Here is a 17,329-nt window from a genome sequence, read left to right as displayed (position 1 = left end):
TATACCTACAAAAAAACACTGCCGAACATTATACTCTCTGAATACCAGCTGCAACGCAATTCAAACTTATCCAGCTAGTATTAGAAACGAACTACTCCCACCATGTAACACCAAGGGCTGGCGGGGTGTTGTTATCGTCTTTAAATATATCGGCGACGTAGTTCGTCGCAACAAAAGGCCCATTGCCGGTGCCATCATGACGTCGAATGGTCATATAGTGAGGTTCGCCCACCGTCCACTCTAAGTCCCGATCTACGGTAATTTTAGCCACTAATTCATCGTTGCTGTTTCGAACCACTTGCCAGTCGACCACCTCACCAAACTGGCCAAAGTTCGGCAAGTCATCACACAGCTCTGCATAGTCAAGGTAGGTAGAATTGAGCGCATCCATTTCAGTGTTAAACGAATAATTTATTTTCTCACCCTTAGAACGGCGCAGCATTCGCATTCCAATACGCCAGGCGCGCGTTTCTGATGTCACGCCTTTGGTAAGCTCCAGCTCTCCCCATTTGGTGATCGCGTTCTTATCGCCTAGCCAACACTTAACGCTGCTGGTTGTCCAGTCAGTCGGATCCATGTAATACACTATTAAACCCTCGTTTTCGTCGGGGTCATACAGTGTGGTGGTGATGGTTAACCCGTCTCCGATCATGACGTCTGGCGTATAGACATGACCTGCACCGGTTTTCTCAAACAGACGCTTAGGCAGAATTTTGCCAATGTCGAAACAAAACTCGGCCATGCCAGCCTGCAAGGCGGTTTTTAGAGCGGAGTAAACGGTCCCAGCATCGACAAAGCCGCCGTCGAAATACTCCTCGTTTGGTGACCACACGTTGTCATGCATCCACAGCAATTCATCCATATCGATGTCATCATCTGACCCGCCAGAATTATGCACGATATAGCGCACGGCGGGGGCAATATCTCGTGTGGCGTACAGTTCTTCTGTCCATCCGCCCGCACCATCGGGTACCGGCAGTTTGCGGGTTTGCAATACCTTGATCTTGTTAGTCGCTGACGATGAAAGGTTGGAATCGGACCGAATCGAGATTGCCAGCGTCGTGCTGGTCGCGTAGCTGGTCGCCGTGGGCAGTTTACATTTCAGGCGCATCCACTGAAGTTTATCCAGGTACTTGGTGTCATCATACGATTTGGTTTTCCTGACCAGCATCACCTCGGGACGTATCGAGCTTGGTAGCGTGATCGGGTGAGTTTGGCCAACCTGGTCGAAACTCTTTTCTGTATAGGTGAATGGGAACACCTGCCAGGTATCGAGTTCTCCTACATCGGCATCACGGACCCAAACCTCCCAGTCCACCGTGTGGTTTTGCAACCGGCCTTTACTGTCGTATCGCCCCCACCCCGAGCTGCGTAGCATGTCAATTTCAATGTAATCGGTGGTGTATCCTTCAGGGCATCCAACATACGGCCCCAGCTGGTAGTCTGGCAGCGTGTCGCTGGTTACATCCAATGAAATCGAGTTGCTATACGTGCCGCCAATAAAGCCAGTCCAGTCTGGATCACCCACACGAATGACGGTCATCTTATAATCAGAGTCGGTGGAAACAATCTGATAAAGACCATCATCTGTGCTGGTTGTGGTGATCTTAATAGTCACACTCGGCGCGGGCGTTAGGTCGATAACATCATTACCTTCCAGGTCTTTGAAAGTTAGTTCAGTGTCTGATAACGGTACCGCTAAATAGGTGGAATCATTCGAACCCGCGCCAGATAGCTGGATTTCCTGATTGACGCTAAGGACGCTAAACCCCTTACCAACAATCTTATCTGGCAGTGGTTCCCCTGTCGTTTCATCGTTACCGCTGTCGACGATCTCAACAATGTCATCAATCAGGACTGACGTGGATGAAATACCGGTGATGGTAAACGTGGTGCCATCTGCCCAATTGAGATTTTTGTTTTTCCAGTAACTCGTCGTTTCATTATCACGGTCACCACCATTATAAACGGTGCGTGTAATACGTTCCTGAATAAGCACGGTGTCGTCACTCAGGATCAACGCCATGTCAGCATCTTCGGATCCAAATGATACCGAGGTGCTTGGGCCGATAAAATCCAAACCGCTGGTACTGTCCGTCCCGCCAACCTCTTCGGCGGTGTAGATGTTCTTATGAGCTTCATGCGTCGAGACATCTTGACCAGGTTCAAAAATCTGCCAGTTCGCGTCGTCACTCAGTCGGCTGATGGGCGTTCCGGCAATGGTCAATCCGGTTGAGGATATCTGGTAATGCCCCTCCCCTACATGCAGCATCAGGGCAAGAACCTGTTCATTGTTCTCGTTGTAATACTTATACGGGCTGCAAAGGTAACTCGGCACGGACTGGTGACGGCCAAACCACTCAGGTCGGACGCCCATTAGCTCCGCCTTATTCACCTGGACGTTAATGTCATAGATGTTTTTGCCGGTGGGCACCGTGCTGGAGTTAGAACCCAACTGGTTCATGTTGTTCATCGAGTAAGCAGAATAAGCGGCACTGAGTACCGATACCGCGATCACTACCCATTCGATTGGAGTAAGACCTTTAGGAGGAAGCACGACATCAATGGTGTCACTATCAAGTAACACTCGGTTCGCCCACTCTTTTGGATTAAATGCCTGACCATTAATCGTGGCCACAAAGCGAGGGTTCTTTAACTTATGTCCCGTTGGCCCTTTATCCCAGTCTGGGATATGGCGGTCAAGATAGGCTTTAAATGTGGTTTCGTTGATCTGGTTAATTTCCCGAACCGTCACATCAGCCGCATCAGGATAAACAATCAGTGTGGCCATCTAATGTCTTCCATTGGTAATACTTGGTAACAGGCGCGAGCATTTCAAACATGCTGCGCCGGTGGATAGTGGTTTTGTTGCTGTCGTCATAAGCGTGAATGATGCGACGGTCAGGCAGAACAAATCCGGTATGGACCCAACGGCGGCCTTTGTATTGTGCCGCCAACGCCAATGGCTGAAAATTACACTCATCAACGTAATCATGCAGGGACCAGGCTGCACGCTGGGTAACCAGAGCATCTTTATGGCTGAGCGCGGGAAACTCAGGCATTAAAATGCCATTGAATTGATCATGCAGCCAACGAACAGCTCCATAGCAATCCCAACCATCCAGATCGCGACCACCAGGCACATAAGGGACGCTCAGCGCTGTGCTGATAATTTCCTCTGTGTTCATAGAAAACCTTTTAATCGTTACGATATGGTCGCCAGCCCTGGTGCGTATTCGGTGGTAAATCGAGGACGCGGCCAGGCACTGTTACTGAGATAGCCGATACCAGCGGACGCACTGCAATTAGTGCGCGTGGTCGATGCTGTGGTGACTTTGAATTTTATTGGTTTGGAAGCAGGCGACGTCAGATCCGAGGCCATATACTTCCGTAGGGTAATAAATACATCCGCGCCGGCTTTGCGCGCAGCCTCTATCAGCTGGCGCGCTTCACCGGTGACGTTATCGATACCGAACTGCAATTCCATTTCAGCACCAGTGGCCGACTTTGGAAGGTTCACCGCCAGTCCCGCCGCTTCAAAGGTCACCAGAGTGGCGTCTTCAAGGGCGGCGATAATATCCTCAAATGCCGAAACCAGATAACGAGTGACAAAAGCGGTTGAGGTTAATTGCAGGGTAATGAATTCGTCATCATCACCCGCACTAGCGTGGTATTGTTTTAGGGCTTGAGACATAGGATAAATCTCGTTTTAAGAATGGACTGGATCGAGATAGTCATGGGCATTCGCTACGCGCCATCAGTCATCGATGGCGCGGCGAATGCTAGGTAATAGCGGAGGGAAAATAGAACCTAACCACTATAACTTTCATGGTTACTTCACTTTATAAGATGCACCACCTGACTTTGTGGCGTTGAGATGAAGCCCACCCGCAAGAACTTCGGTATTTTCCGTAACACCATCTGAGAGAGTAACTTTCTCAAGTGACAAACCTCTAATAAAATTTACTGTAGGGATTCGACCAGAAAAAGCGCCTACATTTTCAACACCAAGCAGCAGACCACTCACATTATTAATGATGTATGACAGGTTAGCCCCTTCATACTTCCCTGTGGTAAAGGTATATGACCCTCTCCAGGTAATAAGCTCGCCAGCCTCAAAAGGAACAAGGTAACCACCACTTTCCCGAATCAATTTGTGATAAAGCTTATTCAGACTAGAAGCAATACCCATAAAATCTGTTTCAGGTAAATACGGTCGATTATTCTGGCAATGCCGAAATTCGGATCAACCCAACCAATAACACAATACTTACTATCGTTACTGATGGCGGTAAATCGGTCTATTTTGTTATAGGTCGATTTCACTCCTGAATTAGTGGCCATGTCTTTAGGCCATCGCTCCGCTTGTTCGCAACCAGGGAACCAAAAAGAATCAAGCCCTCCTGCATGAATTTGTAGTCCGTAATACGTCCCGATTTCTATCTTCTCTAGCGGTTCTGCTTCAAGCGTCACGTTAACAGTTACTCCTGAACCATCAGGTAGTGCCTTGAATGTGTATGTCACAATTTCTTTAAGTACAAAGCGCTCTGTAAAACCAGTTTTCGGCACTGTGTTATGAGCATACAATGAGTTATGGACAGTTACCGAGACCGTATTGCAATTGACAATATCTTCTGAGTTTTCAGCGATATGAAGATCACCAAACTCCGTGTAAACCTCGTAACTGTCAGTTTGCGCGGACGGGTCGCCGGTGGAGCCTGAACTTGTTGCATCATGACTACCGCCTGACCAACCTATCCCATTGCCGTTACCATTTTGGGCGGCCTGCATCGACCACGAACCAATCCAATCGCTCGAACCGCCTGTTTTTAAGACAAAGCCTTGATCAAAACCACCGTCTTTAATTGGCGAAATATAGTAAGACCAAATAGCCATAAGACTATTCGGCCCGCGCTGATCAATCATCACCTTACAGCGCTCTGAGCCATGATTACATACCACCTCCACAACACCACCTTGTGTATGTCTGACCGAAAGATGGCCATTTGGTGATTTATCGTCACTATCACCTGGTGTTGTATATAAGTAATTTTTAGGGGAAATTATTGACGTATAATCTTGACTACTAGTTGAGTTCATTGCCAACTGTGAGCCTTCAATTAGTGTAGAGTCATAGGTCACCGATACAGTAATGCTAGGATCTCGCTTACTGGTTAGCACCTGCGTAAAAGTATCACCTTGAGGTTGTTCTAAATACCCATCACCTACTTCGAAATCCTGTAATTGAAAAATACTACGGCGGCCGGACTGTGAATCAGTTGCGTATGTCGTGGCGTCATATTCATCTATAAGGACGTCGTAACGATTTTTCCCCAGAATTTCAACACCACCGCCCAACCATTCCAATTTATAGAGTTTTCCTGGCTTTGCTCCGTATATTTTGCAATCTAACAAAGTATTTTTAGCGAGTATCGTTCCCTGTGTTGTTTCACCATCTCGCGCCGCCACTTCGAGCGGGGCATATAATCCCTTATTAGAACTCTCGATGGATGGCACGGCCTCTATATAATTGCTAGGGTCAATGACCCAAGAGTAGCCACTTGTAGATTCTGAATTCCATATATTCGTATCGGATAATGCTGATGTATCATACGTCAACTTTACTTTTACCGAAGGCTTCTTAGCACAAGTTATGGTTCTGGTGATGATTTGACCGGATGGAACTTCATCACCCTGAGTATCACCTAAACCATGAAGTTCAAAACGGTTGGCGTTAGAATCACTTCCGAAGTATTCAGAGTCATACTCTGCTACTATGATTTGAAATTTATCGACTGACGAAACCGCCTCCGAGTTATGGCCAAGCCATTCTACACGGTAGTATTTATTTGGTTCCGAGTTATAAACTTTAATGTCCAAAAACGCATTGAGCATAATCGGGTCTGATTCTGACGTTATTCCATCCCTAACCATCGGCGTCATCGGGAAATTAACACCCGCGTTTAAAGAGCTCACGCCATTACCGAGCTTCCCATCGATTTCATCTAACTTTCCATTGACTTCATCGAACTTCCCACTGATGTCTTCCTGTAGGTAATCATTAACAGGTGAATATACATAATTTATTGGGTCGATAATCCATGAATAACCAGCGTATCCCTCGCTGTTCCATGAAACAGACTCACCTGATATTTTTTCGGGCATGTGAGATACAAGAACTGCGATTGATTCATCACCCTGGCACCGGAAATATCGTGTAACCACACCGTTAATTGGGTTAATAGTTGAAAAGTCGCCCTGATTTAAACCTTGTAAGGCTCTTCGACCATTAGCGCTATCTGTACCATAGTTCGCTTCCTCATACTCATAAATAAGGACGTTATAACGATCTTCTGGACGCCAATTATCCGCCCCGTTACCCATCCATTCGATACGGTATAATTTGCCCTCTTTGGCACCAATGACTTTTACATCAATCAGTGTATTGAGCATTTCGGCATGAGGACCCGATGTGACTCCGTCACGCTCCCGTGCTTGCATTGGCGCATGAGACCCCTCATTACGACGATAGCCTGCATCAATCATTCTTTGTACTGGGTCATATGATGATTTGACCCAAGCGACGCCATTCCAACCATACATACCATTATTGATATCAGTATCGTTCCAGGTCTTTGCCAATGGAAAAAAACCTTCTTCAGACGCGGTTGGTGTATAGGCATCCATCAATACTTTAGTTTCAAATGCCAACGCTGAATCAACCAACGCCTGAATCGCTGCCCATTTATCATCCAGATCTTTAGCAATGGACTGAATGACCTCACCGTTATAAGTAATGGACTTTGATGAATCCTGACTCAGTTTGACTTTTAGTGCTTGCACTGCGTCGTCAAAAGAGGTTAATAAATCTGGAAAACTGGACATTAAGGTAACTCCATCATGGTGATTTCTAGTTGAGCAATGAGCTCAGCAAAGGTGTTCGGGGCCAGCATGGTGTCCAGCAGGATGCCTTCGTCCATTTGTGGCAACGGTTTAATTAATAATTCGCCGGTGTAATCCCAGTGTTTTAAGGTGTTACTGGTTGGCTTGCGGTTATCTCGCGGGTCTTTGGTGATCAGGGCTTCCACTTCCTGAAGTCGTGTACTTCGTGGAAGCTTGATGGTGATCAGAAACCAACGACCTAACAGCCAGTTTTCGAGCGCGCTTTCAAACATCTCGGCTTCTGACTCATCAATGCGCCAGGTCGCTTTCATGGTGCTAGGTCGGTTTTTTATCTGCCGGGCGCGGGTGCGACCGGTGCTGAACTCGGTCGCTATCACGCTGGGTTTCTGGTTGAGGCTATACCCAGACAACAACGGCACTGGCAACATGTCGGGATAGGTAAATTTAACTGCCATATTGCTGTGTCCTGTATCGGGTTTGCATGACCTGTGCGGTTTGCGTGGATGACGATTGAAGGAGCTTGGCAACCCTAACATCTAAGGTGACCATGTCACCGTCGCTCGATTGCTCCACCGTTCCTGCTCGACTGGCATCTTCGATCAGGTTTACGACGACATTGGCAGGGCTACTTTGGCCAGATTTCCCCGCCATCACTGACGCATACATCTGATCCAACTGCTTAGCGCTGTCATTGGTATAAACCCGCTCGCCTTTATCCAACAGCCAGGTACCCTCATTCGGGACACTGCTGATCCCGTCATGGGCCATGCCTTGTAAGTTGGTGCCTTTTATGGTGCTGACAATGCCAGCGGTGGTTGACGCAACACTCGCCATGGCGCCAATGTTCGCAGGGAACGGAAGCGCGGCCGCGTTCGCAATGCCTTGCTGGATCTTGATGATAGATTCAGCAATAGAAAACGCTTTTGACGCAGCAAACATGGCCTTAAAGATGCCTGACTGTTTACCAGCGAATGCGCCAGCCACATCGGCCATATTGCCAAACAAATCGGAATAATTGCGAAGCTGTACAATCTGAGCCGCATGGCGGGCTTTAGCTGACTTCTTCTCAATATCCGCAATGTTGTTCTGGTGCTGCTGCCATAACAGTTCACGGCTGGCAAAATACTGATCTTCCAGCTGCTGTTGCATGGCCTGGTTGTTCGCAGCTGCTTCATAAGCGGCTTGGAACTGCTCAGACAGGCGCGCCATGCGGTCGTCATAGGCGAATGACTCACGAGTAAAATCAGCCTGATCGCCAGCGGCGTTAATGGCTAAACGGCGTTGCCATTCCGTTTCCAGCTGGTCAGTGGCATTTTTAAAGGCCGTAACCGCTGGGTCTTCCTTGGCGCCGTCTGCGCTTGGTAGTGGCGTAGCATCTGGGGTGTTATAGTTGATGCTGCCAGCATAGTCCTTGGCCAGCTGTTCAAATCTTGCCTTGGTATTTTGGTACCAGGATTCAATGCCCTCTGAAGGTAACGGCTGACTGGCGAGATCACGCAATTCCCAAAGGGATTGGTTCAGGTCAAGTTTGGCTTGAGTGACCGTTGCCGCATCAAACAACTGTGGTGGTGGCATGTTAGAGAACTGACGCAAAGAGGCGGCCATATTGGCGGCTTCATCACTGAAGTTCCCCGCTAAATCCAACACCCCTTGAAGTGGCGAAATGATGACTTTAAACAGAAACTGCCCAAGCTCATGCAAGCCGGTAGTGATAGCCTGTGAAGCCACCATAAAACCAAGCTTGAATCCATCCCACGCAACGGTCATACCGTCAATGATTAGCTGAACACCACGCAATGAATCGGCCATAAAGCCAATGCCACTGACTGTGCTGTGGATACCCTCAGCCACCATGTTGTTCATGCCACCAAACTGCTGGGAATACGCCACAAACTCTTCAGCCAGAGCCGCCACTATCGGGGCGAGTTGGGTAGTAATTTCCTGCTTTAGTGCGGTCGTCGTAACGCCGACTTTATACATGGCGTCGTTAGCCATTTCGACTTTAGCGGCATCGATGCGTGACAGCGTAACGCCAAGTCTATCGGCTTCATCAGCCATGGTTCTTAAGCCATCGGATCCGCCGGCTAACATGTTCACCATGCCAACGCCTTCGGAGTCAAACAACTTAAATGCCAGGCGCACACGTTCTGACTGGCTTTCCACCTGAGTGAAAGCATCCGCCAGTGTGTACAGTTGCTGATCTGGCGTCATCTGGCCAAGCGCTTGCGCATCCAAACCCAATTGTTTTAGAGCTGGCGCCGCTTCACCACTGCCAGTGGCCGCCTCAGCAATACGGCGGGTCATACGTTGCAATGACATGTCGAGGTTTTTAGCCCCAACACCCGTTAATTCACTGGCATGACGGAACTGGGTTAATGCTTCAGTGGAAATACCAATGCGATCCGCAAACTTAGCCGTTTGGTCTATCAGGGCCGCTTGCTGGTTATACACTAATGCCAGAGAACCAGCGGCAGCAACGGCAGCACCTGCGGTGGCTTTCGCTGCTATCGACATGGTTTTACTGATCGAGTCAGACCAGTTTTTGGCTTTTTTCTGCGATTTTTGCAATTCACTGGTGAACTGGGCGCTGTTGGCATACAGCGCCACGGTAAGTTTGGCAATATCTGACATTACAAGAGCAGCCTTTCGCAGACGTTCACCTGTTGGTCAACGTTTTTATAATCAAGGATTCGGCTTTGTGGGGTGTCGTTGCCATGGCTAGAGCCAGACTGGTTCACTCCGGCCGCTTCGCGTTTTAAGGCGAAATGGGCCATCCATAGCGCCATTAACTCGCTGTCCACGCTGTGGTATAAGAGGCGAGGATCGACGATGCCCAGCACTTCACCCAGACCAAAGAAAAAGCGAAGGGCCGGATCGTCGGTTAATCTTTTTTTGCGGTGTCCTCGGCATCATCCGACAAGAAGTTAATCTGGATAAGCTTGGCAACAGCTGAGTTAATCGCCAGAGGGGTATGTGCTTCCATCAAATCGGCGGGTTTCACACTGACAGACATAGGTTGGTTGTTTTCATCCAGGACGGAATCCAGCACTAATTGGGCCGCCTGAGTGTTCAGCTGCTCCCCGTTATTATCCTCCTGATACTTTCGCACCAGCTTGTCATGCTCACTCAAACGAGCCGCTGTCAATCGACGAACGGGAAACTCACCACCTAAGATGGTGACAGTTACAGGGACCAGCTCTGCGGGCTTCAATAGTTGGCTTTTTAAATTCATGGGTTAATTATCCTTATTAGACTGGGGCCGTGTAACCACGGTCAATTGAGTTTTGTTTGCCGTTCACCACCAGGTACATAGGCTGGCCTTTGTCTAGCTCTTGATGGCTCCATCCGCCAAGAACGACAATCATGTCAGCCCAGCGACCGTTGGGAAATTCAAGACGGATTTTTACTGTGGCGTTGGTGTCCGCCTGGTCAAGAAAGGCTTGTAAATCGGCGTCAGTTGGGTCATCAAGAAAGACAAACTCTTTGTCTGGCCCTTCCGGCATATCAGCAATGTATTTGCGCTCGGTATCGATCAGGCGCTCCGCTTCAACAAAGCCAGTTGTTCGGCCAGTGACACCAACGGCGTTAGCGTCTTTAAGCAGTGTTAGTGCTGCGGTTTCATCAGCGATAGCCCCGTAAAGCATACGAGTGCCAGCGGGTAACTTGGCGTAGGTGCTAGGTTCTGCGACTGCCATGGGTGTTGTCTCCGGTTAGTGGTTAATTACAAAATCTCGGTTAAATTGGTAAGTGGATGGTTTAATTTCGTCTTCCAGCCATTGGTCAAAACCGCCATTTAACGTGGCTGACTGTATTCGGTAGGCACTGGCAGTCCCTTCGTTTAACTCCCCATTAAATTCGTGCAGCTTATCCACTATGTCGTTCGCCAATTGTTTGCCAGCGTCCGGGTCATAGTGGTACACAGTCAGGCTGTAGACGTCTTCACGGATCCCTGTTTTTCGCAAGTTTCCGGGAATAACACCGGGTGTAATGCATCGATACACCACTGCGGTATCAGATTTCTCTGGCCGTTTCAGCCAATAGCAATCCAGCCCAGTCAACGTGGTTAACCAGGCGTTTAATGCTTGTTCTAGGTTCATTTGGCTTGCTTCTTGATCGCTTTTTGAATCTCAACAGCCAACACCGTGCGAAACGTATTGACCACTCGGTGACGGTTTTCAAATAAAGACGGTCGCATGAATGGGTCTGGTTCTTGTCTTGCGGTACCATACTCCTGGGCAATGGCTTTTTGGCTGTGCTTTTTTGACGGACCCACACGAGTGGACAAAGCGTTATCTTTACCGCCATGCTTACTGTCCATCTTTTTGGTGGTGATCTTGATGCTGTCACGCATGTGCTCACCATCACCACCAACCGCGTCATAACCTGCCCCCATTGCCATGGCTAGTTGCACACCGCCCATAGCTTGACGGCTGGCTTTACGCAAGGTTCGCAAGCCGGCCTTTTCACCAATATCGGTCAGGGCTTTTTCTAACTCTTTCAAGCCAGATACATCCCATCGGTCAAGCTGCATGATGTTTACTCCTGTAAATCAAGGCTCCGGCTGAATGGGTGGCGGGGTTGATTTCGGGTTAGCGTCAGCGTCCAGGATAAGTTCCTGGCGACGCGGGTCCGAATCGTTCACCCCTGTGATTTTCATCCAACGCCCGCGCCACTGAATCCAATGACCAGGCTCGATATTTTCGCGCCATCGCAACCGCCACTGGTACGCGTTTAAGGTCTGCTCGCGGTCATTACCTGCGCTTTGTTCACTTGAACTGGTGATCAGCTCAGCCCAGGGCGTGGCCGTTTTTACCAGTTGGACCGTAGGCGCACCGCTTAAGCTTTTGCCTTCAACAGTGCTGTACAAGGTTAAGCGTTGGTTGAGTTTGCCGGCTTGCATAAGCCCTCACAAATTAATGTCTCGGTCAAAATCCAACAAAAAGCTGACGCCTAAAGGAAGTGTTTTGACGCTGCTTTCTGTCACCGCTTCTCGATGTCCAAACCAGTGGCCTATTAATAACAACACCGCCAGTTCTGTGTCCTCTCGGGCCAAAAAGGCATTTTCTGGCACTTGCTCTGGGTCTGTCGGTACTTCCTCTTGAGTCCAGTAAACTGGCCGATTGAGGTAGTTCTCAACAGATTTCTTAGCCGCTGATAGGTAGAGCGTGAGCAAGGTGTCATGGTCGGTAATGTCGTCATCGATACTGCACTGGTTTTTGACTCTAACCAGATCAAGCATCGGCTTTTACCGCTGTGCCATTTTCAATCAGACGTTGCGCTTCTTTTTCCGTGCACGGGTAAAAGTCACCAATCGTGAAAGACTGCTGTTTATCTGAGTCCCACAACGGCATCTTTAACTTTACTTGAGTATTGCCGTTTGGTTGCTCCGAAGTCTCTGTCGAATCTTTGGTGCTCTCTTCGGTCTTGGCTTTCGTGGTTGCCATGTTCAATTCCTTATTACATAAAAAAGCCCACCAAACGGTGGGCTAGATATAATGGTTAGAATTAAGCCGCTGCGTGTTCTAGCGCGGCGATGGCTGCAATATCTTCCAACAGTACATCAAAACGGTGGAAGCCAATGAAGCCCATTTGGTCAAACTCAGCGTAACGCTCTGTTAAACGGCGTAGGTTCATGTAGGTCACACGACGGAGAACTAACGACATCCAGTCACCATAGAACACCGACTTCGCACTTGCGCCCGCTGCCGCAATGCCCTGGTCAATGACGTATTGGTCACCATCAATGGTTGATGGAGCAACACCGGCAATCGCTGGCAACCATAGCGGACGACCGTTACTGTCATTCATCAACTTGAAGCCTTTGAATGTGTCATCGTTAAATGCCCAGCGTGTGTTTGGGCTGTTGCGATAAGCTGGGTCCACTTTGTGTTTCAAGTTGATCAAGTCCGCGTAAGACACACCAGAGACTGCCGCAGCTTCTTGTTTCAGTTGAACCTGTAGGTTCAAGCCATTCAGGTTGTTACCCGTGTTATCACCAGTGATGATTTGACTAGCTTCGAGACGGCCAAGACGCTGACCGATACGGCGCGCCACAAACGCATCGATATCAATCATGCTGTCTTGCAGTAGCTCATTCGAGACCAGTACGATTTTAGAGCTGCCTTTCTTCGCACCAATCTCAACCTGGCTAAAGGTTGGATCACCTTTACCCGCTTCTTGGTTTTCGGCCAGCATTTCACCGATTTCAGTGCGGCCATCGGACACCGCCCAGGGCATCGCGCGGCCATCTTGAGTATTGATAACCTGACAGACGTTCGCGATACCACCGTACACCGCCATGCTTTCAACCACGCGATTCACAAAGTTTTTTGGTACGGTAAAACCGCCGCCAGCCCCTGTTGCTGTGCCTAACGCACGAAGCTGTTCTTTGTCTTCTTGTGATAGCTCCGCAAAGCCATGGCGCAAGTAGCTGGTAAAGGCCTCAGCCTGGCGTTGCTCTGTTGGTGACTCTTTACCGTTGTTTGTGTTGTCGTCTTCACGAACAAAGCGTTCGTCTTGAGCTCGCAGCTGATCTTCACGTTCGATTTGTGAATCAAGACCATCTAGCTCTGACGTCATACCGCGCCATTGGGTGGTTTCATCGTCAGTGAACGCACGCTTTTCTTCTTTCGCCTTGTCATTCAACTCACGCATTTGACGCGCGATCGTGTCACGTTTTTTCTTCATTTCATGATATTTCATTCAACTTTCTCCGGTTTAAGTACTGAGAGGTTTTACAGGGTTTGCAACAACCGATCGCGGTACTGCTGCTCTTGATGCTGCGCCAATTGGCGCTGTTCTTCACTGTCGCCAGAACAAGCCGCGCGCGCTTCTTCAAGGGCACGGGTACTGGCTTCGGTGTCGTTGTAGGCTGGATAGGTCACAGGGCTGACATCCAACAGTTTTGAAACGCGGGTGATTGTGCGGATATATACCCCATCCTCTCCCTCATCCCATCGATAACCGTCTGAAGGCAAACGAAACGCAAAGGAGCTTTGGTTTACGTCTCCACGACCCATTGGTTCAATCACCATGTCTCGTACCGTTTGAGTATCTGGCGGGGTGATCTCGTAGCGTAAGCCAACCTCGTCAATAGTCAGCGTGAGTGTTCCGGATTGGGTCCGACCTAAAACAAAGTTACGGTCATGGTTAAACAGGGCTCGAACGTCGTCATCCAGAACGTCATCAAACGCACCTGGGGCAATCACTTCAACAAAGCCGCCAAGGTTATTGCTGCGAGTGTTGAACTTGGCCGCGTACCCGACAATACGTGGTTCCTCTCCGTCCTCACGTTTTTCAATTTTGATTTCATCACTGCGGATAAAAATCTCATTGAGGTTTTTACTCATTTGGGTTGGCCTCTTTTTGTTGAAGATCTGCGCTTAATAGATAGGTATCCAAACCATCGGCTTGGTTCATATCTTCCAGCTCTCGTACTTGGTTACGGTTCATCCAGCCATCACGAATGGCTTTCGAATAGAACTCAGCTCGTTCTTTGGCAGTGCCGCGTAACAAGCCGTTTAGGTTGAACTTGACGTAATACCCGGCTCGGCGCTCTTGTTCAGTGAACAGCTTTCGATTGAGCTCCTGCTCCCACTTCACCACCCATGGGATCATGGTGTGACGAACGAACTGAATAGCTTGCTCTGAGATGTTGGAAAAGGTGGCTTTTTCCAAGTCGTTAATCATGTGTGCCGGCACGTTGTAGATGCCGGCGACTTCTGAACGACTGAATTTTCGCGTTTCCAGAAACTGAGCATCTTCTGGCGGGATGGTGATCGACTGATACGCCAGCTCTGATGGCAAAAATAACGTTTTGTTGTCGTTACTTTGCATCTCCACTTTTGACTTTCGCCAGCGTTCGAGCAAGCGTTTCCAGCTCTTTTCCTCTAATTGCGATTTGACGGAGACAATACCGGTTGGCTTGCCCCCACTTCGGAAGAACTGGTTACCATAACCTTGGGTTTCTAGGCCAAGTGCAAAGGCTTCTCGACACTGGGCAATGGGGCTTTTCCCCACTTTGCCATCAGAACCAATCGCCTTAATGTGGATCATATCTTCAGGACTGACGGCCCTTGCCAGCGTGTCTTCAGCGGTCACCGCGTAGGTGTAACGTCCAGAATTGGTTTTGGTTAAATTGGACTCCCAAGGCCGAATTAACCCGAGTTCACGTACTTCACCCGAACGGGGGTGGCGCACGATTTCGGTGTAGTGGTTCCCCCACCCGCTGACGTGAACCATACCTGATTCACGCCAGTCGTAACTGGTTTGAAATGGGTTAGGCTCATCATGCAACAGGTAGTAAACGGGGTGATCCGTTGCTCGAGAAACGACGCCATTAGCATCACGGCGCATCACATGCAAAGGCAGCTGGCCCATAGAGCGGCCAAGCACACCAATACAGGAATAAACCGCCGATAACCCCATGGCAGATTCCACGCTAACACCAGAGCCCCCTCCCCAATCCGCTGGATCTAGTTCAGACAGGGGAACAGATGGATCTTCTGGGTTTGTTCGGGTTTCAAATAACAAATCAAGCATGGCGACCCCCTAATTTTCTTAATGCCAATAAGGCAAAAATCAACAACATGGTTCCGCCAAACATTAAGGTATCCGACAACCCGAATTTGAGATAAACCCCACTCACCAACGCGGAAAACCCCGCGAGGCCAATCAGGTTGAGTACGTATTTCACAGGTATAAATCCTCATCATCTAGATCGTCGTATGGGTCAAAGGCATCCGTTGCTAGATGCGCGCGATACACCGCCATGATTAAAGCGACCGCACCATCAATCTTTTGGTCGGGCTTGTCCTTGCGAGGAAAATGGTTTTCGTTGGCGTCCGGTTTACTGACCACGTTACTCATCATCCAGGTGAGTACAGGGTTACCGTCATGATGAACACGGCCCGACTTCAAGGCGGCCTCGAGTTCTATCATTCCTGGCGATAAGTGCGCGGTCGTTTGCGGAACCTTGACTGCTGTAATACCTGCTGCGGTAAGTTCTTGAGCGAGCTGTGTCGAACCCCACGGGTCATGTGGAACCTCTCGCACCTCAAACTCATCCGAAAAGTTCTGAATGTCTTCCCCAATTTCGTTGAAATCGACCTCAGCGCCATCCGTTGAAATCAATGCACTACCACCACTGTTCAACCATGGCGTCGCCACCCACTTCTGGTAGACCTTGCGGTTTTTGGTGTCTGGATCGAACACTGTCTCTTCTGGTAAGTAGTGCTTTGAGAAAATGTAGAAATGCAGTTGGTTACGCTCATCCTTACGTGTAAACAGCATTACCTGGCTACAGATATCGATTTTCGATGCCAAATCCAGCGACAACCAACATGAGCTGTCCTCAAAATCGACAATCGACAAACTGGTATCTTCAGCGGCCTTCCAATCCTCCATGTTGAAAAATGCACTTGAAGCCGACACCCACTGATTAAGGTGCTTGGTTTTGAAAGTGTTGGCATATCTAGGGTTGCGGATAGCACGCAACTGCTGACTTTTAAGCCAATCCTCATCCACGGAGATCCCTAAGTTGGGGTTGGCTTTGGCCAGCACTGCAGGGTCAGTCCAATCGTCACCTACATCGATGGTGTAAATGATGCCAAAGACTTCATCGTCGTCAGTGGTACCTTCTAAGATTTTGACCAAGTCATCATGCAAGTCTTTGCAAGGCCCCGCGATGTTGTAACCCGATGTGGTGATCACAAAGATGAGTGGCTGCTCGCGAGCGCCCATCCCTGTCGACATGGTGTCATAAAGTTCAGGACCATCATGCTCGTGATACTCATCGACTATCGCACAATGAGGACTGGAGCCATCACCCGGGTCACCGATAACTGGTTCGAAGATGCTGCCGTCTGGCCGTTCCATCTTCTTGGCCATGACGTCAATCATGAATGAGCGACGCAGGTTCGGTAGAGCTTCAGCCATTTTCTTAGCAGGCTTAAACACCTCCCAAGCCTGCTTCTCTGTGGTAGCGCCACAGTAAACTTCAGCGCCATACTCATTGTCAGGGGCGAACATCCAAAGCCCGTTCCCTGCCGCAATGATGCTTTTTCCGTTCTTTCGTGGGACTTCAACGTAAGCCACCCGAAAACGGCGGCGTTTGTCTTTCTTTCGCTCCCAACCATAAAGAGCCGCGTGGATAAACAACTGCCACGGTTCCAGACTGATGCGGCGTTCTTTGAGAGGCTTCTTTGCCCACTTGCCTTTGGTGTGTGGAAGCAACTGGATAAAACGACAAACCCCCTCGGCTTTGTCTTTGTTAAACCGGTACGGATAGGCTTTGCTTTTGCTCTTTTCGAGATCATCCAAATGTCGCTGACATGCCTGGATAACATACTTACAAGCTACGATCCGACCGCTGACCACGTCACGCGCGTACTTCGCGGCGGCGTTTACGTTCGGATACTTAGCCATA

At 49.1% G+C, this 17,329-nt stretch carries 20 protein-coding genes; all 20 read right to left on the bottom strand.

Annotation, left to right across the window (positions count from 1 at the left end; translation table 11 throughout):
• Positions 1 to 91 precede the first annotated feature (91 nt).
• Positions 92 to 2,791, bottom strand: coding sequence for a host specificity factor TipJ family phage tail protein (locus R7070_RS04760; protein ID WP_318141145.1), 2,700 nt, complete (start codon positions 2,789 to 2,791; stop codon positions 92 to 94).
• The gene (locus R7070_RS04755) at positions 2,766 to 3,188 is read right to left on the bottom strand and encodes a hypothetical protein (RefSeq protein ID WP_318141144.1); all 423 of its coding nucleotides are present in this window, start codon (positions 3,186 to 3,188) and stop codon (positions 2,766 to 2,768) included. Before R7070_RS04755 ends, R7070_RS04760 begins: the two co-directional genes overlap by 26 nt.
• A gap of 17 nt (positions 3,189 to 3,205) precedes the next feature.
• A complete protein-coding gene (locus R7070_RS04750; RefSeq protein WP_318141143.1) occupies positions 3,206 to 3,694 on the bottom strand; it encodes a DUF1833 family protein in 489 nt (162 codons plus the stop codon).
• A 138-nt stretch (positions 3,695 to 3,832) separates the two neighbouring features.
• Positions 3,833 to 4,192 (bottom strand): hypothetical protein, encoded by a 360-nt coding sequence (locus tag R7070_RS04745; RefSeq protein ID WP_318141142.1) that lies wholly within the window; start codon positions 4,190 to 4,192, stop codon positions 3,833 to 3,835.
• Positions 4,171 to 6,885 (bottom strand): hypothetical protein, encoded by a 2,715-nt coding sequence (locus R7070_RS04740; protein ID WP_318141141.1) that lies wholly within the window; start codon positions 6,883 to 6,885, stop codon positions 4,171 to 4,173. Before R7070_RS04740 ends, R7070_RS04745 begins: the two co-directional genes overlap by 22 nt.
• Entirely contained in the window at positions 6,885 to 7,358 is a 474-nt protein-coding gene (locus R7070_RS04735; protein WP_318141140.1) for a hypothetical protein, read from the bottom strand. The genes R7070_RS04740 and R7070_RS04735 overlap by 1 nt, the downstream gene beginning before the upstream one ends.
• Positions 7,348 to 9,534, bottom strand: a complete 2,187-nt coding sequence (locus R7070_RS04730; RefSeq protein ID WP_318141139.1) for a hypothetical protein — start codon at positions 9,532 to 9,534, stop codon at positions 7,348 to 7,350. Before R7070_RS04730 ends, R7070_RS04735 begins: the two co-directional genes overlap by 11 nt.
• Positions 9,534 to 9,677, bottom strand: a complete 144-nt coding sequence (locus R7070_RS04725) for a hypothetical protein (protein WP_318141138.1) — start codon at positions 9,675 to 9,677, stop codon at positions 9,534 to 9,536. The genes R7070_RS04730 and R7070_RS04725 overlap by 1 nt, the downstream gene beginning before the upstream one ends.
• Positions 9,678 to 9,784: 107 nt before the next feature.
• On the bottom strand, positions 9,785 to 10,135 hold the full coding sequence (locus tag R7070_RS04720; protein ID WP_318141137.1) for a hypothetical protein: 351 nt from the start codon (positions 10,133 to 10,135) through the stop codon (positions 9,785 to 9,787).
• A 16-nt stretch (positions 10,136 to 10,151) separates the two neighbouring features.
• Positions 10,152 to 10,598, bottom strand: coding sequence for a hypothetical protein (locus R7070_RS04715; RefSeq protein ID WP_318141136.1), 447 nt, complete (start codon positions 10,596 to 10,598; stop codon positions 10,152 to 10,154).
• A 15-nt stretch (positions 10,599 to 10,613) separates the two neighbouring features.
• Complete coding sequence (locus R7070_RS04710) at positions 10,614 to 11,000, bottom strand: hypothetical protein (protein ID WP_065274622.1); 387 nt, start codon at positions 10,998 to 11,000, stop codon at positions 10,614 to 10,616.
• A complete protein-coding gene (locus tag R7070_RS04705; RefSeq protein WP_318141135.1) occupies positions 10,997 to 11,434 on the bottom strand; it encodes an HK97-gp10 family putative phage morphogenesis protein in 438 nt (145 codons plus the stop codon). Before R7070_RS04705 ends, R7070_RS04710 begins: the two co-directional genes overlap by 4 nt.
• 18 nt (positions 11,435 to 11,452) lie before the next feature.
• Positions 11,453 to 11,803, bottom strand: a complete 351-nt coding sequence (locus tag R7070_RS04700) for a phage head closure protein (protein WP_318141134.1) — start codon at positions 11,801 to 11,803, stop codon at positions 11,453 to 11,455.
• 6 nt (positions 11,804 to 11,809) lie between these two features.
• Positions 11,810 to 12,142, bottom strand: coding sequence for a head-tail connector protein (locus tag R7070_RS04695; protein WP_318141133.1), 333 nt, complete (start codon positions 12,140 to 12,142; stop codon positions 11,810 to 11,812).
• The gene (locus R7070_RS04690; RefSeq protein WP_318141132.1) at positions 12,135 to 12,347 is read right to left on the bottom strand and encodes a hypothetical protein; all 213 of its coding nucleotides are present in this window, start codon (positions 12,345 to 12,347) and stop codon (positions 12,135 to 12,137) included. Before R7070_RS04690 ends, R7070_RS04695 begins: the two co-directional genes overlap by 8 nt.
• Positions 12,348 to 12,408: 61 nt before the next feature.
• On the bottom strand, positions 12,409 to 13,605 hold the full coding sequence (locus R7070_RS04685; RefSeq protein WP_318141131.1) for a phage major capsid protein: 1,197 nt from the start codon (positions 13,603 to 13,605) through the stop codon (positions 12,409 to 12,411).
• Between the two features lie 32 nt (positions 13,606 to 13,637).
• Positions 13,638 to 14,252: an HK97 family phage prohead protease gene (locus R7070_RS04680; RefSeq protein WP_276444895.1), complete on the bottom strand. Its 615-nt coding sequence runs from the start codon at positions 14,250 to 14,252 to the stop codon at positions 13,638 to 13,640.
• Entirely contained in the window at positions 14,245 to 15,444 is a 1,200-nt protein-coding gene (locus R7070_RS04675; RefSeq protein ID WP_318141130.1) for a phage portal protein, read from the bottom strand. The genes R7070_RS04680 and R7070_RS04675 overlap by 8 nt, the downstream gene beginning before the upstream one ends.
• Positions 15,437 to 15,598: a hypothetical protein gene (locus R7070_RS04670; protein WP_213896984.1), complete on the bottom strand. Its 162-nt coding sequence runs from the start codon at positions 15,596 to 15,598 to the stop codon at positions 15,437 to 15,439. The genes R7070_RS04675 and R7070_RS04670 overlap by 8 nt, the downstream gene beginning before the upstream one ends.
• Complete coding sequence (locus R7070_RS04665; protein ID WP_318141129.1) at positions 15,595 to 17,328, bottom strand: terminase large subunit; 1,734 nt, start codon at positions 17,326 to 17,328, stop codon at positions 15,595 to 15,597. The genes R7070_RS04670 and R7070_RS04665 overlap by 4 nt, the downstream gene beginning before the upstream one ends.
• Between the last annotated feature and the right edge of the window lies 1 nt (position 17,329).

It is taken from the genome of Vibrio sp. 1557, from assembly GCF_033340175.1.
GTDB lineage: Bacteria > Pseudomonadota > Gammaproteobacteria > Enterobacterales > Vibrionaceae > Vibrio > Vibrio alginolyticus.
This window is presented reverse-complemented; position numbering and strand designations above follow the sequence as displayed.